The following is a 22216-nucleotide window of genomic DNA, read 5'->3' as shown; positions in this document are numbered from 1 at the left end:
GCACGGTCTGATCGTCCGAGTCAGCCGTGCGGGACAGGTCGGGCAACTCGCCGACGGTCCGCGGCGATAACTGACGTCGTTCCAGCCCAGCGAGCCTCGGCTGGGCACGGAAAGCGCGAGATACCCTACCTGCGGTGGTTCGAACCGGGTTACCCGGAGGAGTGGGTGCTGGGATGATGGCAGCGCGACCGATGCCCACACAGGACGACGTGCTCGGGTACTTCGACACGCTGTCGAACTGGGGCCGCTGGGGCGATGACGACGAACTCGGCACCCTCAACCACATCACCGACGACATTCGGCTGGCGGCGGCGCGGGCTGTGCGTCACGGTCGGAGCGTGTCGTGCGCGTGGGAGATCGCCGCACCGGACGAGATGGAGCGGTCGACGACGACGTGCCCGTGCGCCGCCGACATGCCGGGTGCCGAGAACATGCCCGCGCCCGGCTTCCACGCCGACCGGCGCTGGGGTTTCTCGTCCGAGCGACTCGGCATGATGTTTCACGGCAACACCATCACCCACGTCGACTCGCCGTGCCACGTCTTCTGGGACGGCACGATGTACAACGGGCGGTCACACTCGCTGGTCGACGCCGAAACGGGATCGGCGTGGGCGGCCGTCACGGTGGCGGCGAACGGGATCGTCACGCGTGGTGTCCTGTTGGATGTCGCCGGGGTGCGCGATGTGCCGTCGTTGGAACCGGGAGAGGGTGTGTTTCCCGACGATCTCGAGGAGGCCGAGCGTCGCCAGGGTGTGCGGGTCCGGTCCGGCGACGCCCTACTCCTGCGCACCGGCTACGGGCGCGTCCGGCACGAGTCCGGTGTCGCCAGCGGTTTCACGCAGGCCGGCTGGCACGCGTCCTGCCTGCCGTGGCTGCATGACCGCGAGGTCGCACTGATCGGCGCTGACACCCCCCAGGACGTACAACCGTCGGGATACGACGACGTGTTGATGCCGGTTCACGCGGTTGGCCTCGTCGCGATGGGCATGTGGATGCTCGACAATTGCGACCTGGAGGCGTGCGCGGCAACGGCTGCCGAACTCGACAAGTGGGACTTCCACCTCACGGTCGCGCCGGTCCGCCTCGCCGGCACATCCGGAAGCCCGGTCAACCCGATCGCCACCTTCTGACCCTGCGCGCACACATCTGTGGGTACTTCCGGCGCGGTGGTGGACGACTGCGCGGGCACTACCTTCGCGCCTCTCCAGCCGAGGTCTCGTTACCTCCCATCGAGCGTCCCAGGGCCGCGGCCTGCTCGATGATGGCCATCTGCGCCTCGCCTGACGGTGTGATCGGCGCGCCCATCCGATCGAGCAGCACCAGGCAGACAAGGAGTACTCCTCGGATCTGCTCGTGGGACACCGGATGCCTGGTGGACACGTACGAGTCCCAGAGCTGCTCGACGAACACGGTGAAGGTTCGCAGGTCGTCGATCGCACAGCTACCGTCAACGCGCGGATTGAGACCCGAGGGGACGCCGAGCACCTGGGCGGCCCCGTGGACGAGGCCGACGAACATCGTCCCTGTCCGTAGGGCCGGATCCCATATCGTCTTGCCGTCGAAGGCGAAGCTGTAGCTCATGGGCGTCCTTGTATCCAAATATCGAGGCCGACGAACGCCGGCCGGAAGCGAAGCGCTGCACGATCTTATGACCTGTTGTCCGGGCTCCGTGGTCGCGTACACCGGCTGAGGGCTCGGGTGAACCGAATCGGAGGTAATCTCCCCCGGACCGCTGAGACGTGGTCGAACACGGGCACCGACCCGGTACCGACGTGGAAGGAACCATGCGCAGTTTCGAGATCACCTCGATAGGCACCGTCCGTAACGAACGTACGGACATCCAACACACTGACAACTGGGGTGCCGTCCGCAGCACCATCACCATCGACGAGCGCTTCGGCGATGCGTGCCTGCAGGGTCTGGACGGCTTCTCCCACGTGGAGGTCCTCTTCGTCTTCGACCAGTTCCCGGAGCGCGGCGACTACCGCGAACCCCGCCCCTGGCGGGGCCGAACCGATCTCCCGCCCGTTGGCGTGTTCGCCGACCGGGGCCCCCGTCGACCGAACCGCATCGGGGTCACCTGCTGTGCCATCGAATCCGTGCACGGCCGCGAACTGACGGTGGTCGGTCTCGACGCGGTCTCGGGCACCTCGGTCATCGACCTGAAGCCGGCCGTTACGGAGTTCCTACCGGACAACGTCAGGCAGCCGGAATGGGTCAGCCGCCTGCTGTCGGAATACTTCCAGCCGTAGGCCTCGGTGACCTACTGAGCGACGGTGAGGGAACCTGTCTGGGGTGGTCGATAGCGTCACCATCATGAGTGTGCTCGATCACCGTGCTCTCAACCGGGCGCTCCTGGCCCGGCAGCTCCTGTCGCGGCGGCACGACATGCCGGTCACCGAGGCCCTTGAGCACCTGGTCGGGCTGCAGGCACAGGAACCTCTGGAGCCCTACGTCGGCTTGTGGAGCCGGCTGGTCGGCTTCCAACCACCGGCGCTTGTCGAACAGCTGTTGAGCCGCCGAGCGGTCCGCACGCTCCTGATGCGCCGCACTCTGCATCTGGTGACCGCCGGGGACTGCCTCGCGTTACGGCCTGTGCACCAGACGATGCTGGTCAAACGCATGTGGTCGACGCTGCGCCGGGTGCTGCCCGGCGTTGACCTCGACGAGCTGGCGCGACTGGGCCGGCCGTTGTTCGAGGATCGGCCGCGGATGCTGACCGAGGCCGCCCGCCTCATCGCCGACCACTGGCCGGGGGTGGAGCCACGGTGGCTGGGTGACGCGCTCAGCACGCTTGTGCCGCTCGTACAGGTACCGCCCCGCGGTGTCTGGGGTGAGCGGGGCGCCGCGTCCAACACCACGATCGAGGCGTGGCTCGGCCGCCCGCTGGAGCCGGAGTCACCGGATGCCGTCGACGCCCTGGTGCTGCGCTACCTCGCCGCCTACGGCCCGGCGGCCAGCGCGGACATCCGCGCCTGGTCGGGGCTCAGCGGGCTGCGGGAATCCGTCCACCGGTTACGTCCGTCGTTGCGGACCTTCCGCGACGAGCGCGGCCGGGAACTGCTCGACGTGCCCGGCGGTGCGCTGCCCGACCCGGAGACTCCCGCGCCGCCACGCTTCCTGCCGGCGTTCGACAACGCGGTGCTTTGCTACGACGACCGTAGCCGGGTCATCGACGCCGAGCACCGCGGGCTGAGCGTCTCCGGTGCCCGCTTCCTGCTGGTCGACGGCCGGGTGGCGGGCACCTGGGCGGTCACCGTTGTTGACGCCGCGGCGACGTTGCGGATCACGCCACTGCGGGCGCTCAGGACTGGCGAACGCGACGCTGTCGTCGCCGAGGGCGAAAGCCTGCTGACCATGTTTCAACCCGAGCCACAACGCGCCAACCACGTCTCGATCCTGGACGCTTGACACGGGTGTGGGCGCCGTTGCGATGGCGGAACAGCTCGACCGCGCATGACCGGCGCGCGGCCACCCGCCGCCAACCGCACGGTCGTCGGTCTGAAGTCGAATGCGTGAAGACCGGTGAAAGCAGTAGCGTCCTGGCCATGACCTCGGGCGCTTTCGTACCACCCGACTTCGATCCGCCGACATCGCTCGTCACCAGTCGGTTCCGGCTCGAACCGCTGGGCCCTCAGCACAACGTGGCCGATCACGCCGCCTGGACGTCGAGCATCGAGCACATCCGCAGTACGCCGGGTTATCCGGACGGCGACTGGCCACCACCGAACGGCATGTCGCCGGAGGAGAATCGGTCAGACCTACGCCGGCATGCTGACGACTTCGCCAGCGGCAAAGGATTCACCTTCACCGTCCTCGACACCGCCGACGGCGACGTGATCGGTTGCGTCTACCTGTACCCGACGGCCTCCGAGGAGTACGACGTAACGGTCCAGTCCTGGGTACGGGCCGACAGGGCAGACCTCGACAAGCCGCTCGCCACCGCCGTCGTGAACTGGATTGCCACCGACTGGCCGTGGAAGCGCCTGGACCGATGTGGCCGGTGACGAGCTGCCTAACAGATCCGCGGGCAGGGCGCGGACAAGTTGTGGATCGTTGGCGATCCCACCAGCGCGGACGGGCCACGTGACGGTGGCGCGCTAACCCAGGCTCAGGTTGTGCTCCTCGAGCGCGCTCTGGATGGTTCTCAGTGCCTTCGGACCCATGCCGTGCAGCTTGGCCAGCTCAGCACGAGGCACCCCGGCAAGCTCAATCAGAGCCTTGTAACCAGCGTTGTTCAGGGCCCGCGTCGCTGGGGCACCGATCTTCGGCAGGGCGCTGAGAGACGAGTCCACGCGTCCCATCATGTCTGATCCAGCGATGACTGCATCGCATGATACGCCGGCCGAGCGGGTACGACGGGGGGCATGGCTGTGACTCGTCTACTCGCCCAGCTGACGATCGTCGACTTCGAACCCGCCATCAGGTGGTATGCGAAGCTGTTCGGCCGGGATGCTGACGCCCGGCCGATGGACGGCTTGGCCGAGTGGCATCTGGCACCGACTTTCGGGGTCCAGGTATGGGCGGACCCCGAACGCGCCGGACGGTCGACGGTGGTCGTGGACGAGTCCGACCTGGACGGCCTTGCCGACAGGTTGACCCGCGCGGGCATAGATCATCCCGGAGTCCGGCACGTCACCGCCTCGCGCGTGCTCATCGTGACCGATCCGGATGGCAACAGCATCGTGTTCTCGGGGGCATGACATCGGGGGCACGTAACAGACGACCCGCGCGTCCTCGTCACGGGCGCGGCAGCGCGGGGTGGCGGTCTGGTCTGGCGTGCTCCGGGTCAAGGGTCGATGAGCACCTGCCGGAGGAACGCCATCACCTTTCGCCGGAGGAGCAGTCCTCGGCATGGTTGCCGACACGCCAACCACCGTCCGGGTCGGCGCGGGTGGGCGGCCTTCCTGGCGATAGAGTTTTCCTGTGCCGTACGCGCACGAAGGAGCCGCAGGGAGACGACATGCCTGATCCCGGTACGCCGACAGACCACAACGACGCCGTCGAGCCCGAGACCGCGGCGGAGTCCGTGCCGGACGGGTCACCGGCCGAGGACGAGCCTGTCGCCTTCCAGAACCGGGCCGCCCGCCGGGCCAAGACGCAGGCCGCCCAGCAGCGGCAGATCCAGGGAAAGGCCAAGCACTTCGGCGGGCGTGGCTCCGTGCAGGGTCCACGCCAATGGGGCAACCGCCGCAGCGGTTGACCTTACGGCATCCGCCCGCCGTCGGGCTTCGACGGCGGGCGGATCAGGAGTCTCGCCGCCCGTCCGCTGTCCGAACCGTCTCGCTACCGCCGGCCGGAGTCTGCGTCCAGTTGGCGACCGAGGGCGATCCGCACCACGATCATCGTGTACGCGCACAGTATGGCGAGCCCAGCCCACCAGGGCAGCGGGAAGTATCCAGCCGACGGTGCGTAGTGCGCGGTCACCTGTGGATACTCGACAATCGTCTGCCTGACCGCGAAGCTGGCGGCCGGGGTCAACCGGAGCAGCCACTCGGCGACGGTGTCGGGCAGCAGCGGGAATGCGGTGCCAGCATAGGGCAGGACGATCAGCGACAGCCCGACGGCGATCGCCGCCCAGTCGCGGCGCAACCACACGCCGAGTCCGTAGGTGAGGACGGCGCAGAGTGCGAGCACCGCCGGCAGGCCGATGATCAGCTGAGTGCCGGTTGTCACCGGCACCGGCTGCGTCGGGATGCCGTTGCTCTTGAGGATCGCGATGCCCGTCGGGAGGACGACACCGACGGCGACCAGACCCGTGACGAAGGTGGCCCCGCCGATGACGGCCGCCCGTGCGGCGATCATCCGCCGGGGGGTTTCGGCACGCGTCGTGCGTACGCCGTAGCGGGCCGCGACAACGAGCAGAATGATCAGCGCGACGATCAGGCCGGGCAGGGTCGTGTCAACGTCGCGTGGTCCCTCTTCGCCGACCGGCCCGATGTCGCCGGTGCCGCTGACGGTGATGGCGCCGTCCTTCTCGACGACTCCCGACGGGTTCGTGTGTTTCTCCCAGTCGGTGTGATTCATCTGGCCAACGGGGTCGCTGTCCCACCCACCGGTGGCGGCGCCCTCGATTGTGACGTTGTCGAAGACGCCGACCGCCTGGGTGAATCGGACTTCCTCGATCGCGCCACCGAGGCCGACCTTGCGGAGCGTAAGGTCACCTGGGGAGGCGGCGAACAGTCCGACCCGCACCGTGTCCGGCAGCCCGTCGAGGCTCGCCGTTGCGACGGTGTGCCACTGCGTGCCGTCGGCCGACTCGGAGCCGGTGATGGTGTCACCCGAGCGGGTCAGGCGCAGCCAGCGCGGGGACTGCTCCGAGACCTGGCCGGCGCGTCCGGCGATGTCGTTCTTGTAGTCGTACTGGAAGCGCACGCCGTGGCTGCCGGTCATCATCATCGCCGCGTACCGCGAACCCTGCCGCAGGCCGTCCTTGATGATGATCCCTGTCTTCGCCCACGGCACCAGCCCCGGAACGATCTGGTCGTGGTCCGGCGGTGGGTATGTGATGGTTCCCGTCATCGACGTCAGACGGACCGTGATGCTGCCCTCGCGGCCCAGGCCGCGGTGTGCGAACCAGAACCTGTCGCTGACGATGGATCCGTCGTCGATGACGGGAGCGGCGGGGCAGGGACCGGCGCATGACGAGCGGTTGGCTGACGCGGACAGCAGGCCCAGCGCGATGATGGTGAGCGCCGCGGCCGCCAGAGCGATCAGGCGACCGGGGCGCCCGAACGCGGCCCATTCCCGACGCAGGAGTGCGGTGGTTGGCATGCCGTCTGTTCTACGGAGCGCCTCGTAACACCGCTCGAACCGATGTTGTCATGCCGGTGTTAGGTCCGGACAGGCATGCTGGTGCGGTGACCAGCCTGCGCAGCGGGACCGTGGGGGCACGGTTCACCATCTTGTATGCCGTCGTGTTTCTCGTCTCCGGTACTGGGTTGTTGGGGTTGGCCTTTGTGCTCGCCGATAGCGGCGCAGGCAATGTCATCCCCGCCCGGGACTCACCGATCTCCGCCTCGGACAGCCTTCCGGCGGCCCAGCAGCGCATCCGCCAACTGGAGGAGCGGTTGGCCATGGTGGACACGCAGCAGACCGAACAGCTGCTGGCCGGTTCACTTGTGGCCCTGATGGTGATGGCGGTCGTCTCGGTGCTGCTCGGCCGGGTACTGGCCAGGCGCGTACTACGGCCGTTGCGGTCCATCACCAGGGCCACGCGGCGCATCTCCGCTGACAGCCTGAACCGACGGTTGGCCGTCACCGGCCCGACGGATGAGGTGAAAGACCTCGCCGACACCATCGATGAGCTTCTTGAACGGCTCGAGGCGTCGTTCGTCGCGCAGCGCCGCTTCGTCGCCAACGCCTCGCACGAACTTCGTACGCCACTGACGACGATGCGGGCGACGCTGGACGTCGCGGTCGCCAAACCCCACCCGGACGCCTCGACCGTGGCGCTGGCGGACCGTATGCACAGGCAGCTGGACCGGGTCGACCATCTACTCGATGGGTTCCTCGTGTTGGCCCGGGCACAACACGGCACACCGGCCGACGCCGCCCTGGTCAACCTTGGTGACCTCATCGAGGCCGCGCTACACGACAGATCCACCGACGCGCAGACCAAAGGGCTGAGCGTGGTGGTAGACGTGCCGTCGGCGACGGAAGTCCCCGGCAGCCCGGCGTTGCTGGAGCGGCTGGTGGGCAACCTCGTCGACAACGCCGTGACGCACAACGAGCACGGTGGATGGATCCGGATCGCCGCGTCGGCGGGCGCGGAGGGGACCGTGCTGGTCGTCGAAACCGGTGGGCGTCCGCTCGACCAGCGGGAGGTCGACCGGCTGGCGCAGCCGTTCGAGCGGCTCGGTGACGCGCGTACCGGCTCCCCCGGTCTGGGTCTTTCCATCGTGGCGGCCGTGGCGGCCGCGCACGACGGCCGACTCGATCTGCTCGCGCGCCCAGGAGGGGGCCTGCGAGTGTCGGTGACGATCTCACCGGAGAGGGTGCCGGCATGAGGGTCCTCGTCGTCGAAGACGATCCGGACCTGGCCGAGGTCATCGCTGAAGGGCTACGCGACCAGGGGATGGCCGTCGACCTCGCCCACGATGGACTGACTGCCGCCGCCGCACTTGACCTCACCGCGCACGATGTGGTGGTCCTGGACCGGGACCTTCCCGGCGTCCACGGCGACACGCTGTGCCAGATGACGAGCGAGCGAGTGAAGCGGCCGATGGTGCTGATGCTTACCGCGGCCAGCGCACCCGGGGATCGGGTCAGTGGCTTGGCCCTGGGTGCGGACGACTATCTGGCCAAGCCCTTCCACTTCCCGGAGCTGATCCTGCGTATCCGTGCGCTGGCCCGCCGCAAGCCCGACGTGCGCCCCCGGACACTGCGCGTTGCCGGGATCGAGCTCGATCCGATACGCCGGATCGTTGTCCGTGACGGGCGGCAGCTGAACCTCTCGGTGAAGGAGTTCGCCGTGCTGGAGGCGCTGCTGCTGGCAAGCCCAGGCTTCCTGAGCACCGAGACGTTGCTCGAACAGGTCTGGGACGAGAACGCCGACCCGTTCACAAACACGGTCACCGTGACGATAGGCCGGCTGCGCCGCAAACTTGGTAGCCCACCGGTCATCGCGACGACGCCAGGAATCGGCTACCGGATCACCTGACGGGTGGACGTCGCCGAGCAGCGGATGTAGCCCGGAGGTGGAACGTGGGCGAGGCTGGTCTTGTGCGGGATCCAGTCACGCTCACAGGTGCTTCGCATCACTTACCGCGTTGGCGACAGCGGGCGTCCCCATCCGGAAGTCGGGGTCGATCTGGGTGGTGAGGTCGACTCCAGCGCGTTCGTTCGCCCACGCCAGCGCGTTGCGCCGATGGAACTCGTGGGCCCAGCGGGTGAAGGCAGTCCAGTCCTGAACGCTGCGGTCCACGGCGTCCGTCAACTGGCCGAGCACTGCCCGGTTGGCCGGTTCCAGGTCGTCCAGCGGTCCGACGATGCCACGTTCGGCCCGCCGTACGTACGCCGAGCGGCTCATCCAGGTGAGCAGGTCCGAGCCGACATTGTCGCGAAGGAAATCCACATCGGTGGTGTCCTCCACCTTGTTGCCGATGACCGACAGCGCCACGCCGTAGTCGCGGGCGTAGCCGGCGTACTGGTGGTAGACGCTGACGCTGCGTACCGTCGGCTCGCATACCAGGAAGGTGCGGTCGAAGCGGGTGAACAGTCCCGACGCGAATGAGTCGGCGCCGGCGGTCATGTCCACCACAACGTACTCGCCGGGGCCGTCGAGCATGTGGTTGAGCAGCAACTCGACCGCGCCGACCTTTGAGTGATAGCAGGCGACGCCGAGATCTTCGGCGGTGAACTCGCCGGTCACCGCGAGCCGGACGGGTCCGACATTGATGACGCAGGCCGCATAGATCGGGTTGTCCTCCGCCACCCGTAGCAAGCGCGAGCCGGTCCCCGGTGGAGTGGTCTTCACCATCTCGGCAGCGGAACCGATGCGGGGATTGTCGCCTCGCAGGTACTCCTTGATGGCCGGGAGGTGCTCGCCGAGCGGGCTCGTCGGCACGACGACACCTTCCGGTCCGCCGAGCGCGGCCGCGAGATGCTGGTTGATGTCGGCGTCGATGGCCAGTACCGGCCGCTGGTGTCCGGCGAGTTGGCGGGCGAACAGCGCGGCCAGGGTGGTCTTGCCGCTGCCGCCCTTGCCGACAAACGCGACCTTCATCGAACGTTCCTCGAAACGCTAACGGTAATCGTTTCCACAAACAACACGGTAGACCAGTGGACGCCCGCCCGTGCGGTGACGCGCCGGCCGTGTCCACCCAATCGGCACGACGCGACCGCAACGAAAGGGCGGGTCCTCCTTCACGCCCGACCGGCTCGTGCCGGCGCCGGCAGGTCCCGGGCCGGCAGACCGAGGGCGTCCGCGGCGATGCGGTGGATCGCGTCGAGCGTGGTGTCGCGCCCGCCGGCACCCTCCACCATGAGCAGCAGGTGCCGTACACCGGGCAGGGCGGCGGCCTGTTCCAGCCGGGCGGCGCAGCGGCGGGGCGAGCCGACGGGATGGATGTCGACGAGCCGTTCGACGTAGCCGACCAGGTCCCGGTGCTTAGCGGCGGCTCCGTCGATGCGGACGTACTCGCGAGTGCCGGCCAGCAGCGCCGGGAGCCCGGCACGAACGGCGTCCGCGGCGTGCCCGTCGCTGTCCGCCAGGTGGGCCAGGTGAGCGCTGGCGTGGCCCACCTGGTCCCCGTCGTGACCGTGGGTCGCCGCGACCTGGGCGTAGCGGTCGAGCAGCCGAGCCTTCTCGGCGAGGTCGGCGTGCAGGCCGAGCAGCAGCGGCATACCGTGCCGCGCGGCGAGGTCCACCGTCGCGAGCGAGGTCGCCGCGACCCATACCGGTATCCGGCGGGCCGGCCGTGGCACCACCGGTACCGGGCGGAAGGGGAACCGGTCGTTGCCGGCCACGGTCGCCGCGCCGGACAACCAGCGGACCAACACGTCCAGCGCATCCGGGAAGCCGGCGTGGAAGCGGTCCAGGCCGGTGCCGAACACCTCCAGGTCCGTCCAGGGACCACCCCGGCCGACGCCGAGGCGGAACCGGCCACCGGACACCTCGTCGAGCAGCACCGCCTCCTCCCCGACGGCGACCGGGTGGCGGTTCGACAGGATGCAGGCCGCAGTGCCGACCGTGATGTTGCGGGTGGCGCCGAGGAGGTGCGCGGCGAACGTGATCGCCGAGGGACAGACGCCGTACGAGATGAAGTGGTGCTCGGCCATCCAGACACCGGCGTAGCCGGCGGCCTCCGCGACCAGGCCGTACTGGTGGGCGTCGGCGAGCGCCGTGGCATGGGTGCCGCCCGGCCGGTGCCCGGCGAGCAGAAACAGGTGGACGTCGACGTCCCGCCCTGCTCGCCGGGGGGTGACCGGGTCAGCAGTCACGCAACTCGGGCGACTGGTTGAGCAGCTGGCCACGGGTCGAGACGAACCGGCGGTAGGTGTCGGAGTCCACGGCGGAGAGCCGGAACGCCGCCACCCGATGGCAGTTCTGGAAGGCCAGCTTCACGCCGAAATGGCGCTCGAGGCCGGACCGGATGGCGTCGCTGGCCAGCGCCCGCAACAGCTGACCCCGCTCGGACTCGCTCGGGGGCGGCACGACGTTGTCGGCGAACTCGGCGTCGGACGCCTCCAGGTCCGCCACCACCCGGCTGACGGTCTGCCAGGCGTACGGCAGCGAATCACGGACGCAGGCCACGAAAGCGTCATCGTCGACGGCACCCGACTCGGCGGCCCGCAACAAGCTCGGCGGCACGGTGAGAGACATGCTCCTCCTCAGGAACGATAACGATCACGATTGTCATTTCGTTGCGTTGTGAGCACATCACGTCACGGTGTGTGGCGTCAATGGGATGGCAACGGTTGCCCCAACGAGCGGCCCAACTCGCATACACTCAGCCTGCCCGCACCCAGTGTCAGCGTGCCGTCACCCCGATGCCATCGGTGCGTGAGAAGACAGGAACCAGGTCGTGACCGCGGCACTGGCGTTTCTTCTCGCCGCTCCCGCCATCAACCCGATCGTCCTCGTCGCCACGGCGGTCGCCTTCCCGAACAATCCCGAGATGGTCCCGGCCCGCGCCGTCGCCAGCGCGGCCGTCGCCATGGTCATGGGCTGGCTCTGGCTACGCCTGGGCCGCGCCGACTGGATCCGGCTGCCACACCGGCCCGAGTTCGACGGCATGCGTCGCGGCGAGGCGTTCTGGGCCGCCGTCCGGCATGACGTGTCGCACGCCGGCGGCGCCCGACCGGCAGGGCGCGACGAGTCAGCCGGCGCACGGGCACCATCATCCCGAGTCCCGCGTCGGCTGGCTGCTCGTTCTGCCCGCCATCGGGCTACTGCTGGTCACCCCGCCCCCGCTCGGCTCGTACGCGGCCAGTCAGGCCGGGACGGCGGTCGGCACAGCCGAGGATCTCGGATATCCCCCGCTGCCCGCGGGTGATCCGGTGCCGACCAGCGTCCTCGACTACGCCGCCCGGGCCCTGTTCGACAAGGGTCAGGCATTCGGTGACCGGCGGATCCAACTCACCGGCTTCGTCATCCCCGGCCCGGACGGCGAACCGGTTCTCGCCCGGATCGTCATGTCCTGCTGCGCGGCGGACGGTCGGCCGGTCAAGGTCGGCATGACCGGCGCGGTACCGACCGGCCTGACCGCCGACACCTGGATCCAGGTCACCGGCCGTTACACCGACCGACTCGGACGCGACCCGATCAACGACCTGGAGATCCCCTACATCAATGTCGAGTCCTGGCACCGCGTGGCCCCACCGGCCAATCCGTACGAATAGCCGATCGCCGTATCCGGCATGCCACCCGACGCAGCACGCGGACCACAAGGGACCGGCGCGATCCTCGCCGCGCCCCGGCAGCGCCAAGGACCGCGACCGTCCCGGCACCGGGCGCCGGCGGAGCCGCCAGCCTGCCCCCAAGCGCTCGGCGCGCTCACCCTGTTCGTCGTCACCGCCGCGTACGACGGTGACGAGCGGGAGGCCGAACGCGGCGTCTACGAGCCCGACCGGACGCTGCTGGTCCGCGTGGGCGTCCGATCAGGGAACGAGCGGGCCACGCAGCACCTCACGGGCGACGTCATCGTCGCCGATAACCTGGCTCCAGGGCATGGGGAGCCGACCCCACAGCGCTAACAGGAAGCTCCTGTGCGGTACCGCTCAGCGTGGCGACCGGGTCACCCGGCCCGAGCACCCAGGAGGCGTCAAGGTCAATGGCGGTGAAGTGGACCGCCGCCGAGGGCGGGGTTGCCCGCCGCCGTTGAATCTGGCGTGGTGCCAGCACCTCGACGATCGCGGCGATGCCGTCGCCGCACAGCAGTGGGTCAAGCGTGCTGGCTATGCCGAGCGCGTGCTCTGCGTCCCAGCGATGCACGAGCGTCTCCAGGCAGCGGCGTCGACGCCAGAAGTCGACGGTATGCGGCGGGTAGAAGGTCCAAGCCTCGGCCGCGGGATGGGCGGCCAGTGCGTCGGTGAGGATTTGGACGGTGCTCGCGAACCAGGGGCCGATGTCGGCCGGCGCCGGTGCCGACTGATGGTCCCCGTGTCCTTCGACGATGGCGGTGGACGCCCACAGGTTTCCCTGGCCGAGGTGTTCGGCGAAGTCGCGCAACGTCCAGTCACCGCAATGCTCGACCGGTGCGGTGAGGTTGCCAGTCAGGCAGTCTTGGAACGCGGTGAGCTCGTGGCGCAGAAGCGCAAGATGATCTTACTCCACCCGCGAGACTCTACTCAGGCGACATCGACCCAATGGTCTTCCCGCGCTGTGGAACGATTCGCCCACCTGGTCTGGACGCATCGCCCTCTGCCGATGACCGCGCCCACTCATGCGCGACTACTGGTCAAGCCCCGATGGGACTCATCGACGGAGGGCCATCAGGGCCTGACCGGCCCGCTGGTATGGGACCGTCGCATCGGTGAATCCGGCTCGGCGGGCCGTCTCGCGATGCCACTCGGTCGACGCGACGAATTCCGCCGACTCCAGGCCGCTGAACGCCGTCATCCGCTCGGTCAGCAGCGGTGTCATCGACGGCTGCGTGGCCAGGGCGGTCCACCACGTGGTCCACGGGTCGGTCCCGCCGCTCTGCTGCTTCGCGGCGGCGGGCGCGACCGGCGCGACAGGCGCGACGGGCGCGACGGGCGCGACGGGCGCGACGGGCGCGACGGGCGCGACGGGCGCGACGGGCGCGACGGGCGCGACGGGCGCGACGGGCATAGCGTCGCCGACCAGGAGCAGTCCATCCGGGGCGAGCAGGTGCCGGGCCTCGGCGTACCAGTCGCGGACCCGGTCCTCGGGCAGGTAGTGCAGGGTCATCAGAACCAGCACCAGGTCGTATGGGCCGCCGGCCGGCGAAAGCCAGTCGGGTGCGCCGATGTCGGCCCGGACGGTACGCACCTGCGGCAGGGCGGTGTTGGTGAGGGCCAACAGGACCGGGTCGAGGTCGAGCACGGTCACGCGCGCGTCGGGCCACCGCCCCAGGACCGCCTCGGCCGTGGTGCCCGGCCCGCCCCCGACATCAAGTACTCGCTCCGGCGGGCGTCCGCGAACGTGTTCGGCGACGGCGAGACCGGCAGCCAGGAGGACGTCGCGGCCGGGCTGGTAGTGGCTCATCATGGTTTCCCAATCGCGCCGCCACCGGGCGACAACCTGGGGTGCCGGAGTGGTCGCCATCGTCAGACCTGGACTGGTTCGGCGTGGTCGTGCAGTTCGCCAAGGTCCCATTCGGGCGTCACCGGCAGCCGGCCGGTCTCGGCTGACCCACGGTCTGACGCCCCTTGTGCGGACGGCGGTGTGCAGGCCTGGTGCGGCATCACATCTCCTCACGGGGCAGGTGCAGGAGGTCAACTGCGGCACGCACGCTCGCCTTCCACCGCGGTCGCCGGTGCCAGGTGTTCGACCATGACATCTGCCGCTTCGGCACGGCCACGCAATCTCCTTCGTCGGGAGGACGAACGCAGCTTAACCGGATCGGTTTCCGTTTCTGGTCTGGCCCCTGCGCTCGGGACCCCTGGAATCCCCCCTGGGTAGCCATGCTAGCGTTCGGTAATGAAAATCGTAATCGTTGTCTGGAAGTCGCATGGTGGTCCAAGCGTCAACTGATCCGGCTCCGGCGGAGCCCGACCCGCAGCAGCACGCGGTACCCGGCAGGCGCACCTCCGGGCAGGCACCGCTGGGACCGCTCATCGGGCTGCTCGCCATCGGCCTGCTCGCCTCTGCCGTGGTGGTGATCGGCCTCGGCGCCGCGGTCGTGCCACCGGTAGCAACCGCGCGTTACCTGTGGGCGGGCGTGACCGGCGGCGCGATCGCCGCCGACGAGGTGACCCGCTACCAGATCATCTGGCAGATCCGTACGCCCCGGGTACTGCTCGCGGCGTGCGTGGGTGCCGGGCTCGGCGCCGTCGGGGTGGCCGTACAGGCACTGGTGCGCAACGCGCTCGCCGACCCGTACGTGCTCGGTGTCTCCTCGGGCGCGTCGGTCGGCGCGGTCGCCGTCACCGTCTCCGGTGGGCTCGCCGCCGCCGGTGTGTACGCCGTGTCCGCCGGCGCCTTCCTCGGCGCGATGGCGGCCACCGCGTTGGTGTTCCTGGCGTCCTGGAGCCGGGCCGGACTGACCCCGCTGCGGCTGGTGCTGACCGGAGTGGTGATGTCGTTCGGTTTCCAGTCGCTGATGGCGATGATCGTGTACTTCTCGCCGGACAGCGAGGCCACCAGCACGCTGCTGTTCTGGACGATGGGCGGCTTCGGTGCCGCTACCTGGGGGTCGCTGCCCCCGGTCGCGGCCGTGGTGCTCGCCGGCGTCGTCCTGCTGGCCCGGCAGAGCCGGACGCTGGACGTGATGACCTTCGGCGACGAGACCGCCGCCAGCCTCGGCGTGGACAGCACCCGCGCCCGTACCCTGCTGTTCGTCGTCACGTCCCTGATGACCGGGGCGACGGTGGCCGTGAGCGGCGCGATCGCCTTCGTCGGTCTGGTGTTGCCGCACCTGGTGCGGATCGTGGTGGGGGCGACACATGCCCGGGTCATCCTGGTCACGCCGCTGGTAGGCGCGCTGTTCATGGTGTGGGTGGACCTGCTGTCCCGCACCGTGGTCGCCCCCCGAGAGCTGCCGTTGGGCGTGATCACGGCGCTGGTGGGTGTTCCGGTGTTCATTGGGCTGATGCGGCGCCGCGGCTACCTCTTCGGCGGTCGGTGATGACGGATCTGAAACTGGACGCGGTCACCGTGCACGCCGACGGGCATCCGCTGCTCCGAGCCCTGTCATTGACCGTCGGCACTGGGCAGGTCGTCGGTCTGGTCGGCCCGAACGGGTCAGGCAAGTCCACAGCGTTGCGCTGTGTCTACCGGGCCCTGCGACCGTCCCGTGGCGTGGTCCGCGTCGGCGGCAGCGACCTGCGCGCCATCGCCCGGCGGGACAGCGCCCGCACAGTAGCCGCCCTGACCCAGGACGGCGGTTCCGACCTCGACTTCACGGTGGCGGAAGTGGTCGCCCTCGGTCGCACCCCGCACCTGCGGGGCAACCAGGCGTTGAGCCGCCGCGAGCGCGAGTTGTGCGAGCGCGCCATGGCCCGGCTGCACATCGCCCATCTCGCCGAACGCGGTGTGCTGAGCCTGTCGGGTGGGGAACGCCAGCGCGTCCTGGTGGCGCGGGCGCTCGTGCAGGAGCCGGAGATCCTGATCCTCGACGAGCCAACCAACCATCTCGACATCGCGCACCAGATCCAGCTGCTGTCCCTGCTGCGCGGGTCCGGGCTGACCGTGCTCGTGGTCCTGCACGACCTGAACCTGGCCGCCGCGACGTGTGACCGTATCGCGGTCCTCGCCGACGGCGCGCTGGTCGCCGCCGGCAGCCCGTGCGAGGTGCTGACCACCGTTCTGTTGCGCGACGTGTTTGGGGTTTCCGCCACGGTGGTCGCTCATCCGCTCACCGGTCATCCGCAGCTGTTGTACGCCCTGACAGAAGAAGCAGTCGAAGGAGAGTTGTTCGCCCATGAACGCCAGGTCTGACCGTCCGAGCGGGTCGCTGCGCGCCACCGCGGCGGGGTTGAGCGCCGTCCTTCTCCTCACCGCGTGTGGAGCCGAGGTGCGGGAGTCCGCGGATGCCCGCACGGTGACCGTGCAGCGGTGCGGCGAGGACGTCGAGTACACCACCCCGCAGCGGGCGGTGGTCTACGAGGGGGGTAGCGCCGACAAGATGTTCGCGCTCGGCCTCACCGATCACGTACACGGTTACGTGATGCCGCCGGCGAACCCGCCGGTGACCGAGTCACCCTGGGCCGCCGAGTACGCCAAGGTCGAGTTCCTCGGCGACGACCTGCTCAACCGGGAACTGGTCGTCGACGCCAAGGCCGACTTCGTGGTGGCCGGCTGGAACTCCGGCTTCAGCGACAAGCGCGGCATCACCCCGGAGATCCTCGACGGGCTCGGCATCCAGAGCTTCATGCACGCCGAATCCTGCTTCAACTACCCCGGGTTCCCGCAGCGGCACACGCCGTTCGAGGGTCTCTACACCGACCTGGAGCGGCTGGGCATGATCTTCGGCGTCGAGGCGAAGGCGACCGAGACGATCCGCGCCATGCGCGACCGCGTCGAGAAGGTGAAGGCAGCGGCACCCGCCGAAAAGCTTCCCGTCTTCCTCTACGACTCCGGCACCGACCAGCCGTTCACCGCCGGCCGGCAGGTGCCGCCCACCGACATCATCACCGCGGCCGGCGCCCGCAACATCTTCGGTGACCTGGACGCCCGATGGACCCAGGTCAGCTGGGAGGCCGTGGTGGAGGGCCAGCCGGAGGTCATCATCATCCTCGACTACAACGACAAACCCGCCCAGGAAAAGATCGACTTCCTGAAGACCTTCCCCACCACCAAGAGCCTGCCCGCCGTGGTCAACGACCGGTTCTTCGTCCTGGACTACAACGAGGGAATCTCCAGCCCACGCAACATCGACGGGCTGGAGAAGTTCGGCGAGTACCTGCGCGGCATCCGCCCCTGACGCCGTGCGATCCACCGCCCCGGCTGTCAAGCGGCCCACCGAGCGCCCGAGGTTGTTGCGCGACTCCTCGTTCCTGCGACTGTGGACCGGCACCACGGCGTCCGGCCTGGCCACCTGGGCCCTGCCGTTCATCCTCGGCCTCGCGATCGTCGACAACAGCCTCGATGTGACCGGGCTGGGGATCGTCCTGGCGGCGCGTACCGTCGGATTCCTGGCCGCGGTGCCGGTCGGCGGGGTCCTCGCCGACCGGCACTCACGCCGCGCCGTGGTGTTCTGGTCCGGCACCGCCGCCGCGCTGGCGACCCCGCTCATCGCGGCCGGCCTGGGCCGGTCGGTGGCCCTGATGGTCGGCGCCGCCGCCGTCGTCGGCGCCGGCCAGGGCGCCTGCCGACCGGCGTTCCAGGCCCTCACCGCCGAGGTGGTCGACGTGGACCGCCGGCAGCCGGCCAACGCCGCGATCACCTTCGCGGTCCGGGTCACCACCCTGCTCGCGCCCGCCGCGACCGCGCTGCTCGCCATGGTGACCACCATCCCGTTCCTGCTCCTCGGCACGGCGGCGCTGTGGGCCGTCGCCGCCGCGCTGCCGCCCGGCGGCACCCACCGGCCGGAACCGGCGGCCGGGAAGCACCGGTTCGTCACCGAGTTCATCGACGGCATCCGGGAGGCGCGCCGCCACCCCTGGTTCCTCGCCGGGCTGGGCGCCCTCACCGCGGTCATCGCCACCGGCTACTCGGCCACCGGAGTCGCCCTCCCGATGGTCAGCCGGGACCGCTACGGCACCGTGGCCGTGCTGGCGGCCGCGATCACCGCCTACACGGTCGGCGCGCTCGGTGGCGCGCTGCTGATCGCCCGATGGCGGCCCCGCGCGCCGGGCTTCACCGCCCTCGCCGGCCTGGCCTGTTACGGCTTCGCTCCGCTCAGCCTGCTGCTGCCGGCACACCCGTACGCGGTCGTCGCCGCGTACGCGCTGGCCGGGCTCGGCATCGAGATGTTCAACGTGCCGTGGTTCACCGCCACCCAGCGGGAGATGGAGCCGAAGACGCTGGCCCGCGTGTCCTCCCTGGACTTCCTCGTCTCCTACGGCCTGGCGCCCGTCGGCCTCGCGCTCATCGCACCGGCGATCAGCGCCGTCGGGGCACCGGTGGTCCTCACCAGTTGCGCCGCGGTGTGTTTCGCGGCGCCGGCGCTCGCCGCTCTCGTTCCCGGCGCCAAGCACTTCGCGTACTCACGAAAGGGCCGTTGGCCGTGACCGATGAACACCAGATCTCCGGTGAGTACCTTCACCTACTCAGCGAGCCGGCGTGGTAGTCGCTGCGCGCCCCGGTGACCGAGGCGCTGTCGGCGCCCGGAGGTACGTCAGCCGTTGGGGGGCTGAGCAGGCTGTCCAGCACCGACCGGGCGGCGCTGATGCGGTCGATGTCGACGGTCATGCGCCGCCGTTCCCGGGCGAGTCGCTCGCGGCAGTCCGCCAGGAGCAGCTTCTCCCCCTTCATGCACGTCAGGATCTCCCTGATGAGGTCCAGGTTCAGCCCCGCGGCCAGCAGAACCTGGACGTGTTGGACGGCGCGTACGTCGGCCTCCCGGAACACTCGGTAGCCGCTGGGCGTCCTCGTGGGCTTGAGGACACCCTTCTCCTCGTAGTGCCGAAGCGCCCGCACGCTGACGCCTGTCGATCTCGCCAACTCACCGATACGCATGGGCTCCATCCCTTGTGGTGTTCCCTTGACCCTCACGCCCACGTCAGACTTTAGTGTCCGGGCATGATTCGGCTAGCGATCCTGATGTTCTGCGTCTTCAGCATCACCACAGGTGAGTTCGTTGTCGCCGGCATCCTCCCCGAGGTAGCGACGGACTTCCAGGTCACGGTGGGGACCGCAGGGCTACTGATCACCGCCTATGCGGTCGGAATGATTGTCGGTGGACCGGTTCTGACGGCCCTCACCGCCCGCGTCGACCGCAAGCGGCTGATGCTGGCTCTGCTCGGTGTCGCGGTGGGGGGAAACGCGGTCTCCGCGACGGCTCCGGACTTCAGCCTGTTACTCGGCGCCCGGGTGGTGACCGCGCTGGTGACGTCGACCTTCTTCGCGCAGGCCATCGTCGTCGTCATCCGTTCCGCGGCGCCGGATCGTGGCGCCACCGCGGTCGCCAGGCTTGCTCTCGGAATGAACCTGGCGATGGTGCTCGGCGCCCCGCTCGGCACGGTCATCGGACGGATCTGGGGTTGGCAGATGACGTTCGCGGCGATCGGAAGCGCTTGCCTTCTCGGCATGATGCTCGTCGCCAGATTCATCACGTCGCCACGAGAGGAGGCCCGCTCCTCCGCCCTCGCCGAACTGCGGGTGCTACGCCGGCGACCGGTGCTGCTGGCCCTGACGATCACCGCAGTAGGCAACGTCGGCGCACTCATGGTGTTCAGCTACCTGGCCCCGCTGCTGACAAACGTCGCCGGCCATGCCGCGGGTCGGCTTCCCACGCTGCTGCTGACCTACGGCATCGGCGCCACGATCGGTGGCCTGCTCGGCGGCACGCTGTTCGACCGGCGCCCCCGCACGGCCCAACCGGTACTCCTGGGGTGTCTGGCCGCGGCGTTCGCCGTCGCCTGGTTCGTCGCGACCAGCCCCACGCCGAGCGCTGTCGCCGTGGCGGTGATCGGCGCGCTCAGCTTCGCGATCATCCCCGGCATGCAGGCCCGCGTCATGTCAGCCGCGCACGAGGCACCAACTTTGGCGATGGCCGTGAACGCCTCCGGTTATCAGGTCGCCGCGGCTGTCGCCGGCCTGGCCGGTGGGTTGATCGTCGACTCGGCCGCCGGTCCACGGACGATCTATCCGGTGGCCGCCGCTCTCACGGTGTGCGGACTCGTTCTCAGCGCCGCGGCCGTCCGACCTGCGCGATCACCATCCAGCCGTCCGGACCGACCAACCGGGCCGCGAGACCGCGCGACAGCGATCCGCCGTTAGTCACGGTCGCCGGGCGTGGTTCCGCGTGTCGGCGGCGCCCCTTCCGGGACTTTCCGCACGGAGGTGGTCACGTCCGCATCTTGTTCCGGACAGGAGTCGTAGACGAGTGCCGTAGCCCACCGGGTGACGACGAGAGCGGCGACGATGCGCCGCCCGTGGCGCCCACCGACGGCCGGCTCGGCGGGCGCCATCGTGGCGATCGCCATCAGCCGCCGCAGCAACCGCCGGACTGGCCGCTGGCGGGTACGGCGTCGACATTGATGCGGTTCAGCGGTGCGGACAGCAGACCGCCAGAGATGCCGGTGGCCAGGCCCTTGCCAACCGTCTCCGTCGGGGCCGGGCCGCAGGCACTCTCGGTGCCGGCGGTGTCAGCGGGATTGCTGTTGCAGACACCGGTCTCCGGCAGGTCGAGCTGCACGTCGCGGGCGGCCTCCCAGTCGCCCGCGAGGGCGGCGACGACGGAGCGCACCTGCTCGTAGCCGGTGGCCATGAGGAAGGTCGGCGCGCGGCCGTAGCTCTTCATGCCGACGGCGTAGTAGCCGACCTCCGGGTGGGCGAGTTCGTCGACACCGTGCGGTGGCACGGTGCCGCAGGAGTGCTCGTTCGGGTCGATCAAGGGTGCGAGGGCCCGGGTGGCGCCCATTACCGGGTCGAGGTCCAGGCGCAGTTCGGCGGCGAGCGTGTGGTCGGGGCGGAAGCCGGTGGCGGCGACGATCCGGTCCACGACGACGGACTCCTCACCGCGGTCGGCGTGCCGGACCACCACGGCGACCCGCCCCCCCGTCGGGGTGAGTGCGTGCACGGAGAAGCCGGTGAGCAGCCGGACCCGTCCAGCTTCCACGTGTTCGCGTAGCCGGGAGCCGAGCGCGCCGCGGGCGGGGAGCGCGTCGGCTCCTCCGCCGCCATAGGTGCGCGCCGGGTTGGCCGAGCGGATCGCCCAGGTCACTTCTGTGCCGGGCTCGGCGGCGGCCAGCTCGGCCAGGGAGAGCAGGGTGTTCGCCGCCGAGTGACCGGCGCCGACGACGAGCGTGTGTCGGCCGGTGAACCGGTCCCGGTCCAGGCCGAGCACGTCCGGCAGGGCGTGCTCCAGGTGCGCGCCGGCCTCTGCTTCTCCACGGGCCGGCAGGCCGGAGGCGCCGAGGACGTTGGGAGTTCCCCAGGTGCCGGACGCGTCGATGATCGCCCGGGCCAGCAGCTCGTCGCCGTCGGCGAGGCGGATCAGGAACGGCGTCCGCTCCCGGCCGGCCGTACGCAGTCGGTCCAGGCCGAGGCGGCTGATCGCTGTCACCCGAGCGGCGTAGCGCAGGTGGGGCTTGAGCTGTGGCAGCTGCGCGAGGGGCTGGAGGTAGTCGGTGACCAGCTCTGCGCCGGTGGGTAGTAAGTCCTCGGCCGGGGCGACCCAGCCGGCGTCGTCGAGCAGCCGGCGGGCGGCCGGGTCGATGTTGTAGCGCCACGGGGAGAACACCCGCACGTGCCCCCACTGACGCACCGCCGCGCCGGCGGTGTCACCGGCCTCCAGGACACGGAAGGGCAGGCCACGCTCGTGCAGGTGGGCGGCGGCGGCCAGGCCAACGGGGCCCGCGCCGATCACCACGACGGGCAGCTCGTCCACGGTGCTCATCGGAAACTCCTCTGTGTTGAGAACTGTCGAATTAATGAGGTGTAGCGGTGCCGGCGCCGGCGGAGCCGCAAGAGCCCGTTCTC

25 protein-coding genes and 1 pseudogene are annotated in these 22216 nt (G+C 69.7%); 16 read left to right on the top strand and 10 right to left on the bottom strand.

Annotated elements, in window-relative coordinates:
• Window positions 1-191 precede the first annotated feature (191 nt).
• A complete protein-coding gene (locus tag ACFQUZ_RS15745) occupies window positions 192-1130 on the top strand; it encodes a cyclase family protein (protein ID WP_377442705.1) in 939 nt (312 codons plus the stop codon).
• Window positions 1131-1188: 58 nt separating this feature from the next.
• Here the strand turns inward: ACFQUZ_RS15745 and ACFQUZ_RS15740 are convergent, their stop codons facing one another.
• A complete protein-coding gene (locus ACFQUZ_RS15740) occupies window positions 1189-1581 on the bottom strand; it encodes a DUF6086 family protein (RefSeq protein WP_377442703.1) in 393 nt (130 codons plus the stop codon).
• A 203-nt stretch (window positions 1582-1784) separates the two neighbouring features.
• On the opposite strand from ACFQUZ_RS15740, the gene ACFQUZ_RS15735 reads away from it, so the two are divergent.
• The 3 genes from ACFQUZ_RS15735 (at window position 1785) to ACFQUZ_RS15725 (ending at window position 4007) form a co-directional block, all read left to right on the top strand.
• Window positions 1785-2252, top strand: a complete 468-nt coding sequence (locus ACFQUZ_RS15735; RefSeq protein ID WP_377442701.1) for an SAM-dependent methyltransferase — start codon at window positions 1785-1787, stop codon at window positions 2250-2252.
• Between the two features lie 64 nt (window positions 2253-2316).
• On the top strand, window positions 2317-3411 hold the full coding sequence (locus tag ACFQUZ_RS15730; protein ID WP_377442699.1) for a winged helix DNA-binding domain-containing protein: 1095 nt from the start codon (window positions 2317-2319) through the stop codon (window positions 3409-3411).
• Window positions 3412-3548: 137 nt separating this feature from the next.
• The gene (locus tag ACFQUZ_RS15725; RefSeq protein ID WP_377442697.1) at window positions 3549-4007 is read left to right on the top strand and encodes a GNAT family N-acetyltransferase; all 459 of its coding nucleotides are present in this window, start codon (window positions 3549-3551) and stop codon (window positions 4005-4007) included.
• 93 nt (window positions 4008-4100) lie between these two features.
• On the opposite strand, the gene ACFQUZ_RS15720 is transcribed toward ACFQUZ_RS15725, so the two are convergent.
• Window positions 4101-4304, bottom strand: coding sequence for a helix-hairpin-helix domain-containing protein (locus ACFQUZ_RS15720; protein WP_377442773.1), 204 nt, complete (start codon window positions 4302-4304; stop codon window positions 4101-4103).
• Between the two features lie 63 nt (window positions 4305-4367).
• Between ACFQUZ_RS15720 and ACFQUZ_RS15715 the strand changes: the two genes are divergently transcribed.
• Window positions 4368-4703, top strand: a complete 336-nt coding sequence (locus tag ACFQUZ_RS15715; protein WP_377442695.1) for a VOC family protein — start codon at window positions 4368-4370, stop codon at window positions 4701-4703.
• Between the two features lie 260 nt (window positions 4704-4963).
• A complete protein-coding gene (locus ACFQUZ_RS15710; protein ID WP_377442693.1) occupies window positions 4964-5203 on the top strand; it encodes a hypothetical protein in 240 nt (79 codons plus the stop codon).
• Between the two features lie 83 nt (window positions 5204-5286).
• On the opposite strand, the gene ACFQUZ_RS15705 is transcribed toward ACFQUZ_RS15710, so the two are convergent.
• Entirely contained in the window at window positions 5287-6774 is a 1488-nt protein-coding gene (locus ACFQUZ_RS15705) for a hypothetical protein (RefSeq protein WP_377442691.1), read from the bottom strand.
• Here ACFQUZ_RS15705 and ACFQUZ_RS15700 point away from each other — a divergent pair.
• A complete protein-coding gene (locus ACFQUZ_RS15700) occupies window positions 6768-8009 on the top strand; it encodes a sensor histidine kinase (protein ID WP_377442689.1) in 1242 nt (413 codons plus the stop codon). The two genes, ACFQUZ_RS15705 and ACFQUZ_RS15700, sit on opposite strands and share 7 nt — an antisense overlap.
• Window positions 8006-8662, top strand: coding sequence for a response regulator transcription factor (locus ACFQUZ_RS15695; RefSeq protein WP_377442687.1), 657 nt, complete (start codon window positions 8006-8008; stop codon window positions 8660-8662). Before ACFQUZ_RS15700 ends, ACFQUZ_RS15695 begins: the two co-directional genes overlap by 4 nt.
• 81 nt (window positions 8663-8743) lie before the next feature.
• Here ACFQUZ_RS15695 and ACFQUZ_RS15690 read toward each other — a convergent pair whose 3' ends face one another.
• The 3 genes from ACFQUZ_RS15690 to ACFQUZ_RS15680 all read right to left on the bottom strand — a co-directional run bounded on the left by ACFQUZ_RS15690 (window position 8744) and on the right by ACFQUZ_RS15680 (window position 11326).
• Window positions 8744-9727, bottom strand: a complete 984-nt coding sequence (locus ACFQUZ_RS15690) for an ATP-binding protein (RefSeq protein WP_377442685.1) — start codon at window positions 9725-9727, stop codon at window positions 8744-8746.
• 140 nt (window positions 9728-9867) lie between these two features.
• Entirely contained in the window at window positions 9868-10944 is a 1077-nt protein-coding gene (locus tag ACFQUZ_RS15685; RefSeq protein WP_377442683.1) for an LLM class flavin-dependent oxidoreductase, read from the bottom strand.
• Complete coding sequence (locus ACFQUZ_RS15680; RefSeq protein ID WP_377442681.1) at window positions 10934-11326, bottom strand: SCO5389 family protein; 393 nt, start codon at window positions 11324-11326, stop codon at window positions 10934-10936. The genes ACFQUZ_RS15685 and ACFQUZ_RS15680 overlap by 11 nt, the downstream gene beginning before the upstream one ends.
• A 205-nt stretch (window positions 11327-11531) precedes the next feature.
• Here ACFQUZ_RS15680 and ACFQUZ_RS15675 point away from each other — a divergent pair.
• The 3 genes and pseudogenes from ACFQUZ_RS15675 to ACFQUZ_RS15665 form a co-directional block, all read left to right on the top strand.
• Window positions 11532-11798: pseudogene (locus ACFQUZ_RS15675) on the top strand (permease); the annotation flags it as partial.
• Entirely contained in the window at window positions 11776-12345 is a 570-nt protein-coding gene (locus ACFQUZ_RS15670) for a TIGR03943 family putative permease subunit (protein ID WP_377442679.1), read from the top strand. The pseudogene ACFQUZ_RS15675 and the gene ACFQUZ_RS15670, both read left to right, overlap by 23 nt.
• Window positions 12346-12363: 18 nt before the next feature.
• On the top strand, window positions 12364-12699 hold the full coding sequence (locus ACFQUZ_RS15665) for a hypothetical protein (protein WP_377442677.1): 336 nt from the start codon (window positions 12364-12366) through the stop codon (window positions 12697-12699).
• Here the strand turns inward: ACFQUZ_RS15665 and ACFQUZ_RS15660 are convergent.
• Together ACFQUZ_RS15660 and ACFQUZ_RS15655 are read right to left on the bottom strand one after the other, a co-directional pair.
• Window positions 12644-13222: a maleylpyruvate isomerase family mycothiol-dependent enzyme gene (locus tag ACFQUZ_RS15660; protein WP_377442771.1), complete on the bottom strand. Its 579-nt coding sequence runs from the start codon at window positions 13220-13222 to the stop codon at window positions 12644-12646. The two genes, ACFQUZ_RS15665 and ACFQUZ_RS15660, sit on opposite strands and share 56 nt — an antisense overlap.
• Before the next feature lie 198 nt (window positions 13223-13420).
• Window positions 13421-14233, bottom strand: a complete 813-nt coding sequence (locus ACFQUZ_RS15655) for a class I SAM-dependent methyltransferase (protein WP_377442675.1) — start codon at window positions 14231-14233, stop codon at window positions 13421-13423.
• A gap of 406 nt (window positions 14234-14639) precedes the next feature.
• On the opposite strand from ACFQUZ_RS15655, the gene ACFQUZ_RS15650 reads away from it, so the two are divergent.
• The 4 genes from ACFQUZ_RS15650 to ACFQUZ_RS15635 are packed head-to-tail and all read left to right on the top strand — an operon-like array spanning window position 14640 to window position 18801.
• Window positions 14640-15755 (top strand): FecCD family ABC transporter permease, encoded by a 1116-nt coding sequence (locus ACFQUZ_RS15650; RefSeq protein WP_377442673.1) that lies wholly within the window; start codon window positions 14640-14642, stop codon window positions 15753-15755.
• Window positions 15755-16567: an ABC transporter ATP-binding protein gene (locus tag ACFQUZ_RS15645; RefSeq protein ID WP_377442671.1), complete on the top strand. Its 813-nt coding sequence runs from the start codon at window positions 15755-15757 to the stop codon at window positions 16565-16567. Before ACFQUZ_RS15650 ends, ACFQUZ_RS15645 begins: the two co-directional genes overlap by 1 nt.
• Complete coding sequence (locus ACFQUZ_RS15640) at window positions 16551-17552, top strand: ABC transporter substrate-binding protein (protein WP_377442670.1); 1002 nt, start codon at window positions 16551-16553, stop codon at window positions 17550-17552. Before ACFQUZ_RS15645 ends, ACFQUZ_RS15640 begins: the two co-directional genes overlap by 17 nt.
• A 4-nt stretch (window positions 17553-17556) precedes the next feature.
• The gene (locus tag ACFQUZ_RS15635; protein WP_377442668.1) at window positions 17557-18801 is read left to right on the top strand and encodes an MFS transporter; all 1245 of its coding nucleotides are present in this window, start codon (window positions 17557-17559) and stop codon (window positions 18799-18801) included.
• 31 nt (window positions 18802-18832) lie between these two features.
• On the opposite strand, the gene ACFQUZ_RS15630 is transcribed toward ACFQUZ_RS15635, so the two are convergent.
• Complete coding sequence (locus ACFQUZ_RS15630) at window positions 18833-19249, bottom strand: MerR family transcriptional regulator (protein ID WP_377442666.1); 417 nt, start codon at window positions 19247-19249, stop codon at window positions 18833-18835.
• Between the two features lie 63 nt (window positions 19250-19312).
• On the opposite strand from ACFQUZ_RS15630, the gene ACFQUZ_RS15625 reads away from it, so the two are divergent.
• The gene (locus ACFQUZ_RS15625) at window positions 19313-20512 is read left to right on the top strand and encodes an MFS transporter (RefSeq protein ID WP_377442664.1); all 1200 of its coding nucleotides are present in this window, start codon (window positions 19313-19315) and stop codon (window positions 20510-20512) included.
• A 205-nt stretch (window positions 20513-20717) separates the two neighbouring features.
• On the opposite strand, the gene ACFQUZ_RS15620 is transcribed toward ACFQUZ_RS15625, so the two are convergent.
• Window positions 20718-22133 carry an FAD-dependent oxidoreductase gene (locus ACFQUZ_RS15620; RefSeq protein WP_377442662.1) on the bottom strand — a complete coding sequence of 472 codons (1416 nt, stop codon included), beginning with the start codon at window positions 22131-22133 and terminating at the stop codon, window positions 20718-20720.
• Window positions 22134-22216: the final 83 nt, after the last annotated feature.

Source organism: Plantactinospora sp. GCM10030261, from assembly GCF_042666615.1.
GTDB lineage: Bacteria > Actinomycetota > Actinomycetes > Mycobacteriales > Micromonosporaceae > KBS50.
The sequence above is the reverse complement of the archived record's forward strand: the minus strand, read 5'-3'. Positions and strand labels throughout refer to the sequence as shown.

Excerpts from the sequence above, each read along its gene's own strand:
- ACFQUZ_RS15680 (WP_377442681.1), bottom strand. The coding sequence starts at position 11,326 with ATGTCTCTCACCGTGCCGCCGAGCTTGTTGCGGGCCGCCGAGTCGGGT.
- ACFQUZ_RS15745 (WP_377442705.1), top strand. The coding sequence starts at position 192 with ATGCCCACACAGGACGACGTGCTCGGGTACTTCGACACGCTGTCGAAC.
- ACFQUZ_RS15695 (WP_377442687.1), top strand. The coding sequence starts at position 8,006 with ATGAGGGTCCTCGTCGTCGAAGACGATCCGGACCTGGCCGAGGTCATC.
- ACFQUZ_RS15710 (WP_377442693.1), top strand. The coding sequence starts at position 4,964 with ATGCCTGATCCCGGTACGCCGACAGACCACAACGACGCCGTCGAGCCC.
- ACFQUZ_RS15665 (WP_377442677.1), top strand. The coding sequence starts at position 12,364 with ATGCCACCCGACGCAGCACGCGGACCACAAGGGACCGGCGCGATCCTC.
- ACFQUZ_RS15625 (WP_377442664.1), top strand. The coding sequence starts at position 19,313 with ATGATTCGGCTAGCGATCCTGATGTTCTGCGTCTTCAGCATCACCACA.
- ACFQUZ_RS15670 (WP_377442679.1), top strand. The coding sequence starts at position 11,776 with ATGACGTGTCGCACGCCGGCGGCGCCCGACCGGCAGGGCGCGACGAGT.
- ACFQUZ_RS15720 (WP_377442773.1), bottom strand. The coding sequence starts at position 4,304 with ATGGGACGCGTGGACTCGTCTCTCAGCGCCCTGCCGAAGATCGGTGCC.
- ACFQUZ_RS15740 (WP_377442703.1), bottom strand. The coding sequence starts at position 1,581 with ATGAGCTACAGCTTCGCCTTCGACGGCAAGACGATATGGGATCCGGCC.
- ACFQUZ_RS15725 (WP_377442697.1), top strand. The coding sequence starts at position 3,549 with ATGACCTCGGGCGCTTTCGTACCACCCGACTTCGATCCGCCGACATCG.
- ACFQUZ_RS15645 (WP_377442671.1), top strand. The coding sequence starts at position 15,755 with ATGACGGATCTGAAACTGGACGCGGTCACCGTGCACGCCGACGGGCAT.
- ACFQUZ_RS15705 (WP_377442691.1), bottom strand. The coding sequence starts at position 6,774 with ATGCCAACCACCGCACTCCTGCGTCGGGAATGGGCCGCGTTCGGGCGC.
- ACFQUZ_RS15690 (WP_377442685.1), bottom strand. The coding sequence starts at position 9,727 with ATGAAGGTCGCGTTTGTCGGCAAGGGCGGCAGCGGCAAGACCACCCTG.
- ACFQUZ_RS15630 (WP_377442666.1), bottom strand. The coding sequence starts at position 19,249 with ATGCGTATCGGTGAGTTGGCGAGATCGACAGGCGTCAGCGTGCGGGCG.
- ACFQUZ_RS15730 (WP_377442699.1), top strand. The coding sequence starts at position 2,317 with ATGAGTGTGCTCGATCACCGTGCTCTCAACCGGGCGCTCCTGGCCCGG.
- ACFQUZ_RS15715 (WP_377442695.1), top strand. The coding sequence starts at position 4,368 with ATGGCTGTGACTCGTCTACTCGCCCAGCTGACGATCGTCGACTTCGAA.
- ACFQUZ_RS15640 (WP_377442670.1), top strand. The coding sequence starts at position 16,551 with ATGAACGCCAGGTCTGACCGTCCGAGCGGGTCGCTGCGCGCCACCGCG.
- ACFQUZ_RS15650 (WP_377442673.1), top strand. The coding sequence starts at position 14,640 with ATGGTGGTCCAAGCGTCAACTGATCCGGCTCCGGCGGAGCCCGACCCG.
- ACFQUZ_RS15620 (WP_377442662.1), bottom strand. The coding sequence starts at position 22,133 with ATGAGCACCGTGGACGAGCTGCCCGTCGTGGTGATCGGCGCGGGCCCC.
- ACFQUZ_RS15735 (WP_377442701.1), top strand. The coding sequence starts at position 1,785 with ATGCGCAGTTTCGAGATCACCTCGATAGGCACCGTCCGTAACGAACGT.
- ACFQUZ_RS15655 (WP_377442675.1), bottom strand. The coding sequence starts at position 14,233 with ATGGCGACCACTCCGGCACCCCAGGTTGTCGCCCGGTGGCGGCGCGAT.